This window comes from Priestia sp. YIM B13486, from assembly GCF_042787865.1.
GTDB classification, from domain to species: domain Bacteria; phylum Bacillota; class Bacilli; order Bacillales; family Bacillaceae_H; genus Priestia; species Priestia megaterium.
The window spans coordinates 1-15,907 of the sequence record NZ_JBHZOZ010000022.1 but is presented as its reverse complement, the minus strand read 5'-3'; the positions used below and the strand labels follow the sequence as shown (position 1 = coordinate 15,907).

Sequence of the window (15,907 nt, the reverse complement as noted above, 5' to 3'; positions counted from 1 at the left end):
ATGTTGGTTGTTCTTATTTGCTGTACAATGAACATTATAATATAAGTGGGAATATTCAAACAAAGGAGTAGAGAGTATGGAAAAACAAGAGTATGAATGGGTAAAGCAAACACGTCAAATCTTATTAGCACAATGTAAAGAGTTAAATGAAGACGATTTTACAAAAGAACTAGGATTTGGTTCTCAGAGTGTAAGAGATTCTTTGATTCATATTGCAGGTTGCTATCATGCTTGGCTAGGTTCTTTTGTTCTCTTACAAACGAAATCGCCTCTTTTACCAAAAGAAGTAATTAGTAATATGCAGATAAGGGATATTCAACGTTATTTTGAACAAGCAGATGCATATGTGGATGCTGCATTTCAACAATTTAGCGATAATTTCGATGACATTATTGAAGGGAAACTTGCTTGGAGACCAGAGGTTAATAGTATAAGAAAGTCCCCTCGACAATTGCTCATGCATACAATTACACATGAGTTCCACCATAAGGGACAAATTGTAGCTATGTTACGTTTATTAGGTCATATCCCTAAACATACAGACATAATTGGTCTACCTGACAAGGAAGTTGGATCAGTTGCTTCAAGTAAGGAATAAGGGAGTTAGTTAAAGGTTCCTCTTTTGAAAGTAACAAACTTTAGCCAGCATCTAAATTTAACTTAATAAAATTAAATGTAAAGAAGCAGAGGTTGTTTATTCCTCTGCTTTTTCTCATGCAACTTGGAATTTATTTATTATCTAAATACTAATTACTTGGGGGAACAATGATGAAAAAAGTAACGTCTCTTTCAAATGACCAATTTAAAACACTTATTGCAGATAAACGAGAATTAAAGAAGTTTATGAAGCACCCACAAAATGAAAAAATCGAGGCAGATTGGGCAAACATCAGTGAGAAACAGCTAGAAGACATCCCTTCTGGTGCTGTTTACTTAACACAATCAGCTCTAGGAAAGGAAAAACCGCAGGTTTTACTTGTTTCTACGGATGAAAAAGGGCAAAAAAAAGCCTATAAAAGTGAAGCAACAGTTGATTTTTTAAGAAGTCATGATGTGAATCCTGTTTTAGAGAAAGATCGAGAAACGCAGCTCAAAACAAGCTATCTTACGTTTTTACAAGCGCATGAAAAAGAAAAGCCTCAAGATATTAATAGTATGTTAGCTCGTGTGAATGCAGAAAACTATTACGTGATGTTAAAATCGAGTGCTTTAAAGGAAAAACAGTTCACCCCTGACCAATTGAAAGGAATGGAAAATGAACTCTCTCATCAGTTTCAAGTACGAAAACAAACACAAGAAAAGGAGCAATATCAAGAAGATTACAAACAAGAAGTACTAGAAGTTATGCAGCAGCCTAGCGAAGATACACGGTATAAGCAGCTATTTAAACAAAGCTTACTGGCCCAATTAGGCATATCAGATGAAAAAGATTCTTCTAAAGAAGTAAAAAAGGAAGCTGAAGCAGAAAAGGCTCCTGTCGAAAAGCAGCTCAAGCAAGAAACACCTCAAGAGAAAGAGCAGCGTTTGGCCAAAATGAAGGAATTTGAACAAAAGCATTCCTTTGATAAGGTGTACAAATTGAAAAAAGAAGTGTTGAAGGAATTAAAAGAGCTTAATTTGACTGATTCTCAACGTGAGAAGTTAACGAAGCTTGAAAAGGCGTTAGACACAGAGAAAAAGGATCACGATAAGCAGAAAAAAGAAGAGAAATCGCAAAATGGATTTACAAAGTTTTTTGCACGGAATAATGGAGCATTTTCTTCAAAGAAACGGGACCAGACACAAGAAATGGAACGATAAAACAAGCAAAAGGTGAAAAAAAATGAGAGGGCTGAAAAGCCCTCTTTTTTCATAGGGTGAAAGAGAAGGAGGGATTAGGTGGGAGAACGAAAACACGTCAATGAGGGGGAAATTATGAAAGCACGAGATGTTGATTTGTTGTCGTATCTGGAAGCCAAAGGCGAAACCTTTGTACAAGAAGGAAAGTACTATCGTCATACGGAACATGATAGCTTACTTATTAAAGGAAATATGTACGCTTGGAACAGCCGGAATGAAACAGGATATGGAGCGATCAGTTTCGCTCGAATGTATTATGGGATGTCGTTTCCACAAGCTGTATTAGATATCAACAAAGGCGATTATAAAGAGCTTTCTCAGTCGCAAGAGCAACCGTCGGTTTCACCATCAAAAGAGCCTTTTCGCTATCCAAAAGAGTTAGAAGTAAAGGATCAAAGCAAAATAAAGGATTATCTCGTAAAAGAACGTAAAATAGATTCTCGGTTAGTTGACTGGCTTCTTCAAAAAGATTTAATCGCCCAGGACAAACGGAACAATGTCGTGTTTAAATGGCGTGAACAGGGAGGTAAAGGAAAGGTAACTGGGGCGGATCGGCAAGGCACAGCTTCGATAAGGAATAAGCGTGGTTCCTTTAAACAAGTCTTACCGAACGATAACCCACATACAGGCTTTTCAGTTGACGTTGGTCGCCCAAATAAAATTCATTTTTTTGAAAGTCCAATTGATTTGCTTTCTTATTGGAGTATACAAGAAACTCAATTGCAGAATACCCGCCTTATTAGTATGAATGGTTTAAAGCCTAAAACCGTTGCTCAGTCCTATATAGAAGCTCGAAAAGAGGGCTTAGGCATCAAAGAAATGGTGTTAGCTGTCGATAATGACCAAGGAGGAAAAGAATTTATTGACAAAATGAACCAAATCGTTAATGCTGATTTAATAAGAGCAGATATTCCAAAGGGAGCGAAAGATTGGAACGAAGAGTTAAAGAAGAATGGAAAAAGCATTCAACCTGTGGCATCACGTCTCCGGAATAAACAAGCTGAACAGGAGCTTTCAATGAATGGATAAAGTGTTTCAAGGTGTATTTTACCTCTTTCTTATCATGATTTTAGTGAAACTTTCTCAATTTACTTACCGTGTCCTTCGTGAACGGAGGTATATGAAAGAGTTAGCCCAATCAGGTATGCCCTATATTGATAAAATGGATGGTTATCAGTTTGAAATTTATTTGCAGGCCCTTTTCCAACAGCTAGGATATAAACCTCAAGTAACCAAAAAGTCTGGTGGCTTTGGGGCTGATTTAGTAATGAAAGGCAAAGAAAAAATTGTCATTCAAGCTAAACGATATGGAATTAAAAATCGGGTCAGTATTTCAGCTGTACAAGAAGTGTATGGGGCAAAAGCGTATTATAAAGCGAATCAGGCGTGGGTTGTGACTAATAGTTATTTTACGAAACAAGCAAAAGAGCTTGCAGCTGCATGTGATGTGACCTTATTGGATCGGGCGGATCTTCAAAAGTTTATTAATGAGGTAAATCCCGTTTTCAAGGCACGGGAAATCTTTGAAAATATTACACCAGAACCTCGTAAATGTCCCAAGTGTGGGCAAGATCTAGTCGTACGAGATGGGAATGGCACTCGCTTTTTTGGCTGTTCCTCTTTCCCTTCTTGTCGTCATACAGAGAAAATTAATAAGGAATAAAAAATTTAGAATGGCGATAAAGTTGTTAGGGTTTGTATATGTTGTATCCGTACGCTTAGGAGGATTTATACTTTATGGAAGAAGTAAAAGTAGTCTATGCCCTCATTAAAAATGAGTACAATCAGATTTTAATGGTTGATAATCATGAAGGACATTGGTCTTTTCCAGGTGGAAGAGTAGAAGCTAGTGAGTCATTAGTCGAAGCTATAATTCGAGAAGTATTTGAGGAAACTGGATTGATAATTGAACCAGGAAAAATATTAGCCATCAACGAAGGGAAATATTTAAAAAGGAACCATCATGCTATCTTCTTTACTTTTGAAGGACATATTGTAGGTGGATCTGAAGAAATCAAGATGCCTAAAGAAATATTCCAACTTGCATGGGTCGATATTGAACAAGTGGAACGACGTGCTCCGTATTATTTAGAAGGAATTAATAAACTTTTGCAAGGGCATGCATTTTACTACAACCAAGGAACAGTATAAAGAAGACAAAAATAGTTCTGATCGTTTTTAAATTAGTGTTTTAATACAAAAAGGCCTCTCTTCTATGAGTGGTCTTTTTTATATGTATTTTGAGGTGCTGAAATTTGCATCGAATGAGCAGTTATACGCAAAACAAAAGTTCATTTCGTTAGAGAACGTTTCTCTGCAAAGAGTAGGACTGAAATAGTGCCTAATAGAGAATAAAAACAGGGGGATTTCAAATAATATTAATAATTCACAAATAATGGAGGTCGTTTATGCGTTCAAATAATAATTTTGTGGCACTATTGTTCTTCTCTATTTTGGGTATGGTTGCTACCATCGTTTTTAGCAGTGTTATTATTTCTCAGAATAACCGTCTATTAAGGGACAGAAAAGAAAGATAAAAAGAGGTCAATTTGTTGTAATGAAAAGTTAACCTCTTTATTTATTAAATAATCGTTACGATAAGCATCTTTCCATTTGGAAGGTGCTTTTTTCATTTCATATAAACATATAACAAAGAGGAGAGATATTTTCATGAAAAACATCTTTATGAAATCGATGACCGTTCTTACATTATTAATGGTCGCATTATGTGGAGTAAATCAGGGGGAAACAGAAGCAGCAAGTAAGCCAGCGAATCAAGATTTAATCATCATTAACAAATACTACAACAAGCTTGCGTATTTTCATAATGGTTATATTGAAATCGTTGATCCAGTAGCTACGGGGAAAACGTGGAATAAAACACCTGGGGGCTTTTTTAAAGTGGTAAACAAAATTAAAAACCGCCCTTACTATACAGGAAATATTCCTGGGGTCGATCCTCGCAACCCATTAGGAAAACGTTGGTTAGGATTAAATGCTAACGGTACGTATGGTGATACATACGGTATTCATGGCAACAAAAATGAAAGCAGCATTGGAAAGTACGTGAGTCAAGGATGCGTGAGAATGCATAATGCAGATATTGAAAAGCTTTATGATAAAGTTCAAGTAGGTACGCCTGTTGCAATTACTTATTCCTATAAGAGCTTTGTTGATCTTACGGGCGTATATGGTTATAAATTCAAAGGTTATAAAATGAAAAACAACTAATACCTGAGTAGCATTCCCAAGTTCTTCTCATGCTCATGTGAGTGAAGTATCTATTGGGGGTAACTTAACAGGATGGGAAAATGAAGGTCTGGTCCGTGCATTAACTGGTTGCGAAACATCCGGTAATTCATTCGAGACTGAACAATTAGATTTGTTCACCTTTGAAGAAGCAGAACCAGTTGAGTCTCCACCTATAAAACAAGAGGGAGATACAAGATCATTTTTTTTAGTAGGAGCATAGGTTAACCCTCTTGTTTCTTTTGTATAATGTTAATAATTGCAATTACTAAACGACTAAATAAAGCTCTTATATTAAGGCTAATAAGGCTGTAATACCATTTCCATCCTTTTTGCCACTTGATTAGTTCCGTATATTTTTCTGCCCATAACTCAACTAAAAACAATGAACTGATGGTAAGTACAATCTTGTATACAATTTTAAAAGGATTATCATTTTTTGTTAAATGATAAAGCCATAAAGAAACAGTTGGTAAACATAAGAAATCAAATAAAACATTCGATTTAAACTCTTTAGGTATAAAGCGTATAGGGTATTGAAGTATTTGACGATTAACTAGAAATCTGTCAACGATAGCATTTGTATATCCATTCATAAACAAGACCAACAGTGAGTCTTTGACAGGGGTTTTCTTTAAAACGAAGGGTAAGCTACCTAAAAATATGACGGTTATACACTTTAGAAATTGTCTTTCTAATTTTTTACTTTTCATATAGTTTCATCTCCTTTCTTAGTCGTAAAATTAGTATTAGCTGTTCTATCATTTACGATGCAACAGTTTTTCCTATGTCATGCAAATGTAACAAAATAAACCATTAAAAGTTTTCTCAAATTGTTACATTCGTTCGGTATTAAAAAACTGAATAGGAGTGTTGTGCATTGAAGAAAAAGCTAGTACTTATGATAATGGCTTTGGGAGCTTTTACCCCGAATTAGGCATTTTCCGCACCAAGAGATAGCCTTATTAAGGTAGGCTAATTCTTTCTTTTATGTATTTATTGTTTCATACCTTATTTTTTCGTAAACATTTAGGATATGCAATAACATTTATACTAAATTAAAAACTCTTTAATTCATTTAAGTAAATGATAAATTATTTTTATTATAGATACTTCAGTATTTACATCTATTGTAGAAAAAGGATTTATTTGTCGTCACTAAGTGTAAATTATAAAACCTCAGTAATATATAAAATACTTTAGTATTTACTTATATGGTGAAATAACTTAAATAAGGTTATTTTCTAAAAAATAATCGATCACAATATTTATTTTTAAAGTTATGTGTATATGAATCTACAAATCTGGACAGACTAATAAAGTATTCCCCCCCTATTCCAATAGGTTTGCAAAACCTTTGCCTGTATGGAGAAGGTTTCTTTTTATGTAAATAGTTTTAAAAGTGCATATCTTCCAAAACTAACAGTAAGGTATTAACCTTAAAAGCCAATTTTAAAGTTAGTTATTAAAGATAAAAACTTGAAATCGCGACATTAAATAAGTAAACGTTTACCTTAAATATTTGGTATTTTTCTTAGTTTTAACTACTATAAAAGGTGTAAAAAGAGCATTTTTTAATTTATTTTGTCAGAAAATAAAAATAATATTGACAATTAAGCGTTTTCATTTTATGATTATTTACGTAAACGATTACTATAAATTAAAAATTGACAAAGGGGATGTTTTTAATGAAAAACAAAGTAAAATGGAGTGGCGTATTTCCAGCAGTTCTTATCCCATTTAAGGACGATTATTCAATTGATGAAGAAGGCTTTCGCTCTTTAGTTCGCTGGGTCGCAGGTCATGAAGGAGTTAATGGAATTGTAGTAAATGGTCATACAGGGGAAATTATGACTTTATTGCCTGAAGAACGTGCAGAGGCCGTACGAATTGCAGCAGACGAATTAAAAGGTCGCATTCCTGTTATCTCTGGTGTATCAGCAGAAGGAACAATCGAGGCCATCCAACATGCTCAAGCTGTAGAAAAAGCTGGAGGAAGTGGAATCCTCCTTATGCCTCCACATTCTTGGCTCCGATTTGGAATGCAAGAAGAATCACCAGTACAGTTTTTTAAAGACGTGGCAGAAGCGATTAACATCTCAATCGTTGTTCACCAATATCCAACTTGGACAAAAACATCGTATACAACTAGCCAATTATTAGAAATGGCTGCTATTCCAAACGTTGTGTCTATTAAAGTCGGACAACGAGATATTGCACAATATGAAGTAGATATTCGAGCGCTAAAAAAGAATGCGCCTGATGTTTCACTGTTAACATGTCATGATGAATATTTGTTACCTACTTTAGTTCAAGGAATCGACGGTGCATTAGTTGGATTTGGTTGTTTTGTACCGGATTTAATCGCAGAACTAGTGAAATGTGTGAAAGATCAAGACTTAAAGGCTGCGAACGCTGTATATGACCGTATCTTTGAATTAAAGCAAGCTGTATATAAAATGGATGAGCCTTCTTCTACCTCACATTTACGTATGAAGGAAGCAATGTATCAACGTGGATTAATTAGTAGTTCATTAGCAAGACGTCCTGTATTACCTTTAAAAGAAGAAGAGGTAGAAGAGATTCGTCAAGGATTACTAAAAGTAGGATTACTAAAAGATGAAGTAAAAGCGTAATAGATGTTGTAGGTAGTGGGGGCAATCTTGCAACCACTACTCTTTAGTATTTAGGTGGGACTCGTTTATAATAGATAGATATACTTGACCCACGGAGGTATGTACTATGAGTGTAAGTATCAAGGATGTGGCACTTAAAGCTGGTGTTTCAACGGCTTCTGTGTCACGAGTATTGACAAATAAACCTGGTGTTGGTGCGAAAACAGCAGAACGAATTCGCAAAGTAATGGAAGAATTAGATTATCGTCCTAATTTAGGAGCAAGAGGACTTGTTAAACAAAATACAGGAAATATTGCAGTTGTAGTTCCAAGGGGATCGTTTATTTTAAATAACCCGTTCTTTTCAACAGTATTAGAGGGAATAGCAAAAGGAATTGACCAGACGGACTATAATATGATGATGTCGTTTACCTCTTCCCAGCAGAAACGGTTGCTTGAAACTCAAGCCGTAGATGGTGTTATCCTTTTTGCACCTAGAAATGAGGAATTAAGCTTAGAATGGTTAGAGAGTATTCGATTACCGATTGTCGTAGTAGGTAGCTATTTAGAAGGATCACCTTTCCCTTGTGTACGACCGGATGATGAAGATGGTATCAAACAAGCAGTGAATGCTCTCTATGAGCTAGGGCACCGAAATATTGGGATTGTGAATGGACCGATGAGTTCCATGCATAGTGTCAAGTGTTTGAACGGCTACAAAGAGAAAATGGATGAATTAGGTTTAAATTATTCTTCTGAAAACGTTTTTGAAATTGCAGAATTTGATGCTCTAAAAGCTACAACAGAAGTAGCTACGTTTCTAAAAAAACATAGAGACATCACAGGCATCGTTTGCTCATCTGATTATTTAGCCATCGGCGTGATTAAAGCAGCTGATATGATTGGCTTGTCAGTACCTGAAGACTTATCCGTTGTGGGAGCTGATGATGTTCCGATTTCAGACTTTATAACTCCTGCATTATCTACGGTTCATGTGGATTTACTAGGTATTGGACAAAGAGCAACCTCGATCCTGATGAGTATGTTAGAAGGGAAACAAATTCGAAAGAAAGACGTCGTATTCACGATGGAATATGTCGATAGGTCCACAACCGATCGGCCAAAACATAACTAACATTCATACGTAGGCTCTAAAAAGATTTTAGGGTCTACTAGTTGTTGCTTTTTATTGTAAACCTTTTCATTCTATTAAAATCTTATATTTCCACTTTAATTAAGTATTGTTTTATACATCTTAGGATCATTGTCATTGCGATTAGAGGGAATCGCTACTAAGGAGGATTTATGTATGAATACAGAATTAAACAGAAATTCTTCAGAACCCACTAAGACTATCAACTATGATCACGAAGAAATTGGTTTGTCTAATCGTGCTACTGAACTGCTTACACGTATAGAGAGCGTTCCCTTTTCACGTTGGCATATTAAACCACGTGTCATTATGGGTTCAGCCACATTTTTTGATGCTTTTGATGCATTATCTCTAGCATTCGTTTTGCCTGTATTAATTGGCATATGGAATTTAACTCCTGGTCAAATCGGTATTCTTATCGGTTCTGGATATCTTGGACAAGCGATTGGAGCTATCTTTTTTGGTTGGTTAGCTGAACGATTTGGACGTGTTTATAGTGCAAAATGGACCATCTTTTTAATGTCAGGAATGAGTATTGCTTGTGCGTTTGCCGGGAATTTTCATGCTCTATTATGGCTGCGTTTTGTGCAAGGCATCGGAGTAGGTGGTGAAGTTCCTGTTGCTGCAGCTTATATAAATGAACTTTCAGTTGCCCAAGGACGCGGACGTTTTTTTATGCTATATGAAATGATCTTCCCTCTTGGGTTAATGATATCTGCGCAGATTGGCGCTTTAGTTGTACCTAGTTTTGGATGGAAATGGATGTTTTTAATTGGTGGAATTGGTGGATTAATTGTCTTTTTATTCTTCTTTAAGTTGCGCGAATCGCCTCGTTGGTTAATTTCAAAGGGCAGATTCGATGAAGCAGAACGAGTAATTGAAGAAATTGAATCGAGTACGGATAAACGTATAGAAGCAAAAATTAGTGCACCTCAAGCTGTAGTAAAAGGAGATTGGAAAGAATTATTTTCCCCTTTTTACCGCAGTAGAACGCTAATTGTTTGGACTCTTTGGTTTTCTTCCTACTTTGTTGCTAACGGACTTAATAACTGGCTCCCAAGTTTATATAAAACAGTTTATAACCTTCCGTTAGAGGAATCTCTACATGCAGCATCGCTAACAAATGTGATTCAAACGGTAGCTGTGTTTGCTTGTGCATTACTTATAGATAGAGTTGGACGTAAAAGGTGGGCAACTATTGCTTTTCTAATTGTAGGGTTACTTTTAACAACGCTTTGGTTTAACGGTGCAAAATCTGCTGAAAGTGTTATGTATTTAGGTTCAGCAGCATACGGTGTCATGGGAACAATTACGGTTCTTCTCTATCTCTATACACCAGAAATTTATCCAACACGTATGAGAGTACTTGGAATCGCGTTTGCGACAGCATGGTTACGACTAGCTTCAGCCATTGCTCCTACGATACTCGGCTTTGTATTAGGCGCTAAAGGGATTAGTTCTGTTTTTGTTCTGTTCGCTTGTGTAGCTGCAGTCGGTGCATTTATGGCATTTAAGATGATTGAGACACGTGAGAAGGTGTTAGAAGATATTGCGCCATAAGCGATCCAGTTCTAAGAGGTAAGGTTAAAATAATCTTACCTCTTTGTTAATGAGTACTGCAATGCGCTAATCCCTACACGTTATATCCTTATCCTTACAGGTGGAGAAAAACAGTGAAATAATAATAGTTACATTAATTTTGCAGTACATAGACGATCACTAGATGAACCAGCGTTTTAAGTAACGTTATTTTTTATGGAGAGAGGAAGAATATGAATGATAAAAAAAGTGGAACACGTAGCTATAATTGTTAAGGATATGGATCAGGCCATTGAATATTACTCGGATATGTTTGACTTCAAGGTTCGTCTTCGAGGGTCTTCAAAAACAAAAGAGATGGCATTTTTGTATTTGGACGAACAGCCAAGTGTAGAAATTGAACTAATTCGAGATATTAATCCTATGAGCGACTATAATAAAAGTGGAATTGTTAATCATCTTGCTTTTACAGTAGAGAATATGAACGAAGCAATAAACCACTATAAGAAAAAAGGAATTGAATTTTTATCTCCTGAACCCCAACCGACGTTAGAAGGGGGCCGTATGATTTTGTTCCGCGGCCCCAGTGATGAACTGTTACAATTAGTAGAAAGAGTAGTAGTTATCGCCGAAAATCCACTGGCCTAGTCAGTGGATTTTTGGCTTTTTTAGTTAACATAAAACGGATTCTAGGAATGAAGGCGAAGGTTAAGAACTATCAACCTAGCTCTTAACCTTTTCTAATGTTCTGGAATGATTAAAACAGATGGTAATTCTATATTACTTAAAAATAGAATATGGAACTTTGAAGAAACTAATACCGTTAGCATAAGGTCCGTATTCATACTCACCAAATATAATTACAATGCCACCGTTCGTGTAATAAAAATGGTCTTGAGTTAAGTTCACTGATTTGAAATCTTCAACCCAGAATTGAGCGCCTTTTTTATTACGAGCAATCATTTGTTCACGGATATATTTATTTACTTTATCTAATTGCTTTTGGTTTGTAATGACATCTTTCAAACTAAGTTGCTTAGCCGTTAATAAATTATAATTGTAAGTATCAATCCAAGTCATACCATGTGCACCGCCAGAGTACTGATCATTCGTAACAGAAATACTTAAAATATTATCTTGATTGTAAGGTACAGAGTATTTCATATTTTGATAATAAGGACCTGGTGACCAACCGTTTTCGCGGTCCTTCTTTTCCTGTTCTTTTAATTCTTTATTTGCTTGCTGAGTTTCTTTAGCAATGTTTAAGAATTTTCTATTGAAACTAGCCTCAAATGGTTTATTAAAAAGGCCTGATGCTTCTGGATAGCTAATATTGCTTGCTAATGATTTTTTTGTAACGGTTATTCCCAAGGCCTGTATCTTGTCACTCGGTGCTCTCTCATACTTGATGCTAGACGATTTTTGGGCATATAAATCTTTGGATACACCGTAAATCCCATCATATTTTCCAGAATAAGAATAAACACGATATATTTGACCTTTTGATCCTTTTTTAGCTGCTACTAATTTATTATTTTTAATATTGTACAAACTAGTATCCTTTAACATTGTAACGCGCCCTATTTGTCCTTTAACCAGCTCTTGATTTCCCCACATTACTTTAGCTTCTGCCTTTGAATATGGAACAAGAGGTGAGAATAATACAGCAAAAACTAAAATAGTTGCTATAACTTTTTTAAAACCTTTCATAAATGAACCTCCTGAAATGTTTTGTAGGGCTTTGATTCATTCTACAAAACCCAATGGAATATAACACAAATAACAGTAAATAATGATTATTTATATTTAAGTCTAGTTACCATAATCATTTTTCCCGAACAAAAGAGGGTTCTGGTACAAAGTACATTCAATAAATGGGAATAGTACAATTCGTCTTATATTCTATAGACAACCCTCTACTTTTAAAAGTTAACAGAGGAAAGAAGAACATGTTTTCAAGAAACGGCTAATATGCAAAAAATCATCATTCTCTCATTCATTAAATGGATGAGAGAATGGTGATTTTAGAACTCTCTTATTTGTTCGTTGACAACCCCTTGTTATTTTATTTCAATTGCCGAGGCTTTGTTATCCCAATCCGAAGCCATATTAGCAGTTTTACCATACCAATCCGAGTGTCTAAATGAAACACCTTTTCCGTATCCTTGAGATGAAGTATGCTCCCAGAGAGTTGTTGAATAGCTTGAAGAAGGTGATGCCGTGCTTAAGGACGAAATCCTGTCATTCCAACTAGAAGGCAAGTTTTTAAAACCGTCTCTCCAATAAATGTACTGACCTCCTTTATTTTTAGACTCGTAGAAATCCGTACAACAAGCACCACTACCCATCGTAGTGACTTTGTTTTGAAGTCTCTGTTTATCCTTTTCAATAAATGCGTTCAAAGCTTCCCTGCTCGTAAACCCGTAGGCCAACCAAGCGCCATCTTTATTCTGTTTAGGTAGAACCATGGTTACTTTTATACCTTTGTTAGAAATGCTATTCATTTTACCTTGAGAATCTACATCTTTTCCATCGACAGTTACATAATCGAATGTTTTAATTGTATAGTCTTTTTCTGCATACGCGCCGTTTGCAGGTCCTGTTATAAATACCATCACAACAAAAAGAAAACATAGTGCGAAAAGAAAACGTTTTACTTGCAAGTCCTTCACTCCCTTATTAGTTACATTTTGATAATATGGTTGAAAAAGCGAACCGGTGTTAATATCCATGTGTAAAACCTAGATGAAATAACTATTTTTTCGGTTGAATGTTATAGCTAGTTATCCTAAATCCCCTATACCCTAAATATAATAAAAATTCGAAATGTAATAAAATGCTAAAACTACTAAATTTAATTTTAGTTAAAAATGAGTATTTTTAACAATAAATGTTAATTGATCGTGAAACAAATAGTATTTAGTTAATTTTTATAATCGTTTATTATTCCTAATAGAATAGTTCTAGTTACTATAATTCATGTTCTAGGAAGGGAATATCAATCACTAGGCACTAATATCCTTTAACTGAGTAACAGCTTCTAAACTGATTTTTAATAGGAAAAAGGGTTACAAATTTAATTGTAACCCTTTTTCGACGTGTTTTTTGTTTTATATGAGTCCTATAATGATTACAGAACTGAAGTATGGTGCGAAATAGCGTTTATTATATAATCCCAATCGTCAAAGTGTATCTCGTGACTTGATCCCTTAAGAGATAACAACAAAGCATTCGGAATTTCATTAACAAGGGCAAGAGCATGCTCGTATGGAAGCACTATATCTTCTGTACCATGGAGAACTAAAGCAGGTACCTCAATTTCTTTTAACTTCCCCTCATAAGAATCATCGCCTTTAAGAAAAGCGTGATTAAACATACTTAGTAGATTATTTGCTCGTTTTATTTCTTTTTCTACCTGCTTATAAGCCCTCTGCTCATCAAATTTATGCTTTGAACCACAGAGTAAAGCTGATCCTGAGACCAAGTAGTTTGCAACAGATTCTTCATCCGACCAATTTAGTTTCGCTCCATTAGCATGGTAAGCGAGTATCTTCTCATCCATCGGAGGTAAACTCCGATGGTTGTCATCAGAACCAAAAATACCCGATGCAATCATAGTTATACTTAGAACTCTTTTGGGATGCTTTAAGGCCATAATTTGAGCGATCATTCCACCCAATGACATTCCAACAATGTGCGCTTTGTCAATATGATATGAATCAAGTACCCCTACAGCATCATCAGCCATATCTATCACCGTATAATTGGAACTCCCGGGCTCATAAGTAATTGACCGCCCGACATCTCTATTATCATAACGAATAACATATCGCCCCGTATCAGCTAATTGTTGGCAAAATTCTTCATCCCAATAAACCATTGAACACATAGCTCCCATAATCAGTAGGACTGCAGGATTTTTGGGATTGCCAAAGGTCTCTGTACATATATCAATTCCATTAATTTTATTAATCTTTTCATTCATGATTAATTCCTCATTTCATTCGTGTTTAGTTAATTAAAAAGACACAGTCAAATAAACCCGTACGTTTTAAAGAAAAAAACCGGGCATAATGAACTATATTTACAATTAACGTAAACGAATGAATTTGATAATCATGTAAACACACTCCTATAAAAAGGGAATAAGGGTTTACCCCTCATCGTGATTATAACATACCTCTGTCAGTTATAATAAGGGCTCATATTCTTAGTGAAAAAAGAGGTTGTATGCAATATATAAGCTTAGTTAACATAGTGTGAGTTCTAGGCACTCTTAACAAAAAAATGAAGCTCACCTAACAAAATTGTAAGCCCGTCTTACATTATTGTTAGGTGAGCTTTATTAAATCTCGTATTATAATTAGTTGTAGAAAATATTTACAATTAACTAAAGGGATGAAATATATTGAAGGTAAAAAAAGATAATCAACCTATTATTATGTTTGATGGTATATGTAACGTATGTAATCATTGGGTCCAATTTGTGATAAAAAGAGATCCTAAAGGCATATTTAAATTTTTGTCTCTTCAATCAGATTTAGCACGTTCATTGATAATAAATCACAATCCGAATAATACGCAATTGGATTCCATTATCTTAATTGATAAAGGTCAAATATATACGGAATCTACAGCAATCTTACATATCATGAATAAGCTTACCGGACCTATAAGGTTTTTCATTCTCTTTTGGATAATACCTAAAAAAATCCGAGATAGAGCGTACCGTTTTATTGCAAAGAATCGATATCGATTCTTCGGGAAAAAAGAGAGTTGTCTCGTCCCTAGCAAAGAAATACAAAATAGGTTTATTAAAACGAAAATAGAAAGTGGGAAAATCAATGAATAGAAGTACATTTCTAAAAAAGCTTAGAATGACAATTATCACTACATTTAGATGGTCTTTAGCATTAACTTTCTTGATTTACGGTATTTCTAAAATCTATCCAGGCCAGTTCTCTACTGGCGACTTTATATATGACTCGACAAAGGACTCAGCAATGCAATTGGCTTGGCACTTCTTTGGATATTCGGATACATATAATCTTTTTATTGCTTTTGGAGAAATAACAGCAGCCTTATTATTAGTGATTCCAAAGACAGCAACTTTAGGAAACATTATTTATTTACCTATCACAGTAAATATTACTATTCTTGATTTTTGTTTTGAGATACCAGCTCGTTCTGTTACCACATTGTTAACCTTTATGAGTATAGCTTTACTTTTCTTTGAATATAAAAAATTAAAAAGAGTATTTTTTGACTCTCCAGTAACAGCTGAAACGTCTATCCAAACAGGCCTTATGAAAAAGAAGGTGAACATACAATGATTGTGCTACCTATTATATTGGTCAGTTTAGGAATTTCTTCTTTTTACTATTTTATTCTTAAAAAAGAAGCTTGAGGTGAATACAATATACAGATCCAGTTAAGTCGGGTAGGCAGGCACTCTCACGAGCGCCCGCCCCCCTAAGAACCGTACGTGACAGATTTCCCGTCATACGGCTCA

At 35.1% G+C, this 15,907-nt stretch carries 16 protein-coding genes; 12 read left to right on the top strand and 4 right to left on the bottom strand.

Annotated features, from left to right (window positions below):
* Positions 1-76 precede the first annotated feature (76 nt).
* The 6 genes from ACFX4G_RS27310 (at position 77) to ACFX4G_RS27285 (ending at position 5,070) form a co-directional block, all read left to right on the top strand.
* The gene (locus ACFX4G_RS27310; RefSeq protein ID WP_377578194.1) at positions 77-598 is read left to right on the top strand and encodes a DinB family protein; all 522 of its coding nucleotides are present in this window, start codon (positions 77-79) and stop codon (positions 596-598) included.
* Positions 599-768: 170 nt separating this feature from the next.
* Complete coding sequence (locus tag ACFX4G_RS27305; RefSeq protein ID WP_377578192.1) at positions 769-1,800, top strand: guided entry of tail-anchored proteins factor 1; 1,032 nt, start codon at positions 769-771, stop codon at positions 1,798-1,800.
* 114 nt (positions 1,801-1,914) lie between these two features.
* A complete protein-coding gene (locus ACFX4G_RS27300) occupies positions 1,915-2,868 on the top strand; it encodes a toprim domain-containing protein (RefSeq protein ID WP_377578246.1) in 954 nt (317 codons plus the stop codon).
* Positions 2,861-3,502, top strand: a complete 642-nt coding sequence (locus ACFX4G_RS27295; RefSeq protein WP_377578189.1) for a restriction endonuclease — start codon at positions 2,861-2,863, stop codon at positions 3,500-3,502. The genes ACFX4G_RS27300 and ACFX4G_RS27295 overlap by 8 nt, the downstream gene beginning before the upstream one ends.
* Positions 3,503-3,576: 74 nt before the next feature.
* Positions 3,577-3,990: an NUDIX hydrolase gene (locus tag ACFX4G_RS27290; protein ID WP_377578186.1), complete on the top strand. Its 414-nt coding sequence runs from the start codon at positions 3,577-3,579 to the stop codon at positions 3,988-3,990.
* 519 nt (positions 3,991-4,509) lie between these two features.
* Entirely contained in the window at positions 4,510-5,070 is a 561-nt protein-coding gene (locus ACFX4G_RS27285; protein WP_377578183.1) for a L,D-transpeptidase, read from the top strand.
* Between the two features lie 242 nt (positions 5,071-5,312).
* Here ACFX4G_RS27285 and ACFX4G_RS27280 read toward each other — a convergent pair whose 3' ends face one another.
* A complete protein-coding gene (locus tag ACFX4G_RS27280) occupies positions 5,313-5,801 on the bottom strand; it encodes a CBO0543 family protein (RefSeq protein ID WP_377578180.1) in 489 nt (162 codons plus the stop codon).
* 975 nt (positions 5,802-6,776) lie between these two features.
* Here ACFX4G_RS27280 and ACFX4G_RS27275 point away from each other — a divergent pair.
* From ACFX4G_RS27275 to ACFX4G_RS27260, 4 genes are all read left to right on the top strand, one after another.
* Positions 6,777-7,724, top strand: coding sequence for a dihydrodipicolinate synthase family protein (locus ACFX4G_RS27275; RefSeq protein ID WP_098322471.1), 948 nt, complete (start codon positions 6,777-6,779; stop codon positions 7,722-7,724).
* 106 nt (positions 7,725-7,830) lie between these two features.
* A complete protein-coding gene (locus ACFX4G_RS27270) occupies positions 7,831-8,838 on the top strand; it encodes a LacI family DNA-binding transcriptional regulator (RefSeq protein WP_377578176.1) in 1,008 nt (335 codons plus the stop codon).
* 174 nt (positions 8,839-9,012) lie between these two features.
* Positions 9,013-10,416, top strand: coding sequence for an MFS transporter (locus tag ACFX4G_RS27265; RefSeq protein WP_377578173.1), 1,404 nt, complete (start codon positions 9,013-9,015; stop codon positions 10,414-10,416).
* 216 nt (positions 10,417-10,632) lie between these two features.
* Positions 10,633-11,043: a VOC family protein gene (locus ACFX4G_RS27260; protein WP_377578170.1), complete on the top strand. Its 411-nt coding sequence runs from the start codon at positions 10,633-10,635 to the stop codon at positions 11,041-11,043.
* 132 nt (positions 11,044-11,175) lie between these two features.
* On the opposite strand, the gene ACFX4G_RS27255 is transcribed toward ACFX4G_RS27260, so the two are convergent.
* From ACFX4G_RS27255 to mle, 3 genes are all read right to left on the bottom strand, one after another.
* Positions 11,176-12,105: a DUF3298 and DUF4163 domain-containing protein gene (locus ACFX4G_RS27255; RefSeq protein WP_377578167.1), complete on the bottom strand. Its 930-nt coding sequence runs from the start codon at positions 12,103-12,105 to the stop codon at positions 11,176-11,178.
* A 350-nt stretch (positions 12,106-12,455) separates the two neighbouring features.
* Positions 12,456-13,010: a hypothetical protein gene (locus tag ACFX4G_RS27250; protein WP_377578243.1), complete on the bottom strand. Its 555-nt coding sequence runs from the start codon at positions 13,008-13,010 to the stop codon at positions 12,456-12,458.
* Between the two features lie 515 nt (positions 13,011-13,525).
* The gene (mle, locus tag ACFX4G_RS27245) at positions 13,526-14,380 is read right to left on the bottom strand and encodes an alpha/beta fold macrolide esterase (protein ID WP_377578163.1); all 855 of its coding nucleotides are present in this window, start codon (positions 14,378-14,380) and stop codon (positions 13,526-13,528) included.
* Positions 14,381-14,836: 456 nt separating this feature from the next.
* Between mle and ACFX4G_RS27240 the strand changes: the two genes are divergently transcribed.
* Both ACFX4G_RS27240 and ACFX4G_RS27235 read left to right on the top strand, forming a co-directional pair.
* On the top strand, positions 14,837-15,247 hold the full coding sequence (locus ACFX4G_RS27240) for a thiol-disulfide oxidoreductase DCC family protein (protein ID WP_264388383.1): 411 nt from the start codon (positions 14,837-14,839) through the stop codon (positions 15,245-15,247).
* Positions 15,240-15,728 (top strand): hypothetical protein, encoded by a 489-nt coding sequence (locus ACFX4G_RS27235; RefSeq protein ID WP_377578160.1) that lies wholly within the window; start codon positions 15,240-15,242, stop codon positions 15,726-15,728. Before ACFX4G_RS27240 ends, ACFX4G_RS27235 begins: the two co-directional genes overlap by 8 nt.
* Positions 15,729-15,907 lie beyond the last annotated feature (179 nt).

Excerpts from the sequence above, each read along its gene's own strand:
- ACFX4G_RS27310 (WP_377578194.1), top strand. The coding sequence starts at position 77 with ATGGAAAAACAAGAGTATGAATGGGTAAAGCAAACACGTCAAATCTTA.
- ACFX4G_RS27305 (WP_377578192.1), top strand. The coding sequence starts at position 769 with ATGAAAAAAGTAACGTCTCTTTCAAATGACCAATTTAAAACACTTATT.
- ACFX4G_RS27300 (WP_377578246.1), top strand. The coding sequence starts at position 1,915 with ATGAAAGCACGAGATGTTGATTTGTTGTCGTATCTGGAAGCCAAAGGC.
- ACFX4G_RS27295 (WP_377578189.1), top strand. The coding sequence starts at position 2,861 with ATGGATAAAGTGTTTCAAGGTGTATTTTACCTCTTTCTTATCATGATT.
- ACFX4G_RS27290 (WP_377578186.1), top strand. The coding sequence starts at position 3,577 with ATGGAAGAAGTAAAAGTAGTCTATGCCCTCATTAAAAATGAGTACAAT.
- ACFX4G_RS27285 (WP_377578183.1), top strand. The coding sequence starts at position 4,510 with ATGAAAAACATCTTTATGAAATCGATGACCGTTCTTACATTATTAATG.
- ACFX4G_RS27280 (WP_377578180.1), bottom strand. The coding sequence starts at position 5,801 with ATGAAAAGTAAAAAATTAGAAAGACAATTTCTAAAGTGTATAACCGTC.
- ACFX4G_RS27275 (WP_098322471.1), top strand. The coding sequence starts at position 6,777 with ATGAAAAACAAAGTAAAATGGAGTGGCGTATTTCCAGCAGTTCTTATC.
- ACFX4G_RS27270 (WP_377578176.1), top strand. The coding sequence starts at position 7,831 with ATGAGTGTAAGTATCAAGGATGTGGCACTTAAAGCTGGTGTTTCAACG.
- ACFX4G_RS27265 (WP_377578173.1), top strand. The coding sequence starts at position 9,013 with ATGAATACAGAATTAAACAGAAATTCTTCAGAACCCACTAAGACTATC.
- ACFX4G_RS27260 (WP_377578170.1), top strand. The coding sequence starts at position 10,633 with ATGATAAAAAAAGTGGAACACGTAGCTATAATTGTTAAGGATATGGAT.
- ACFX4G_RS27255 (WP_377578167.1), bottom strand. The coding sequence starts at position 12,105 with ATGAAAGGTTTTAAAAAAGTTATAGCAACTATTTTAGTTTTTGCTGTA.
- ACFX4G_RS27250 (WP_377578243.1), bottom strand. The coding sequence starts at position 13,010 with ATGGTATTTATAACAGGACCTGCAAACGGCGCGTATGCAGAAAAAGAC.
- mle (WP_377578163.1), bottom strand. The coding sequence starts at position 14,380 with ATGAATGAAAAGATTAATAAAATTAATGGAATTGATATATGTACAGAG.
- ACFX4G_RS27240 (WP_264388383.1), top strand. The coding sequence starts at position 14,837 with ATGTTTGATGGTATATGTAACGTATGTAATCATTGGGTCCAATTTGTG.
- ACFX4G_RS27235 (WP_377578160.1), top strand. The coding sequence starts at position 15,240 with ATGAATAGAAGTACATTTCTAAAAAAGCTTAGAATGACAATTATCACT.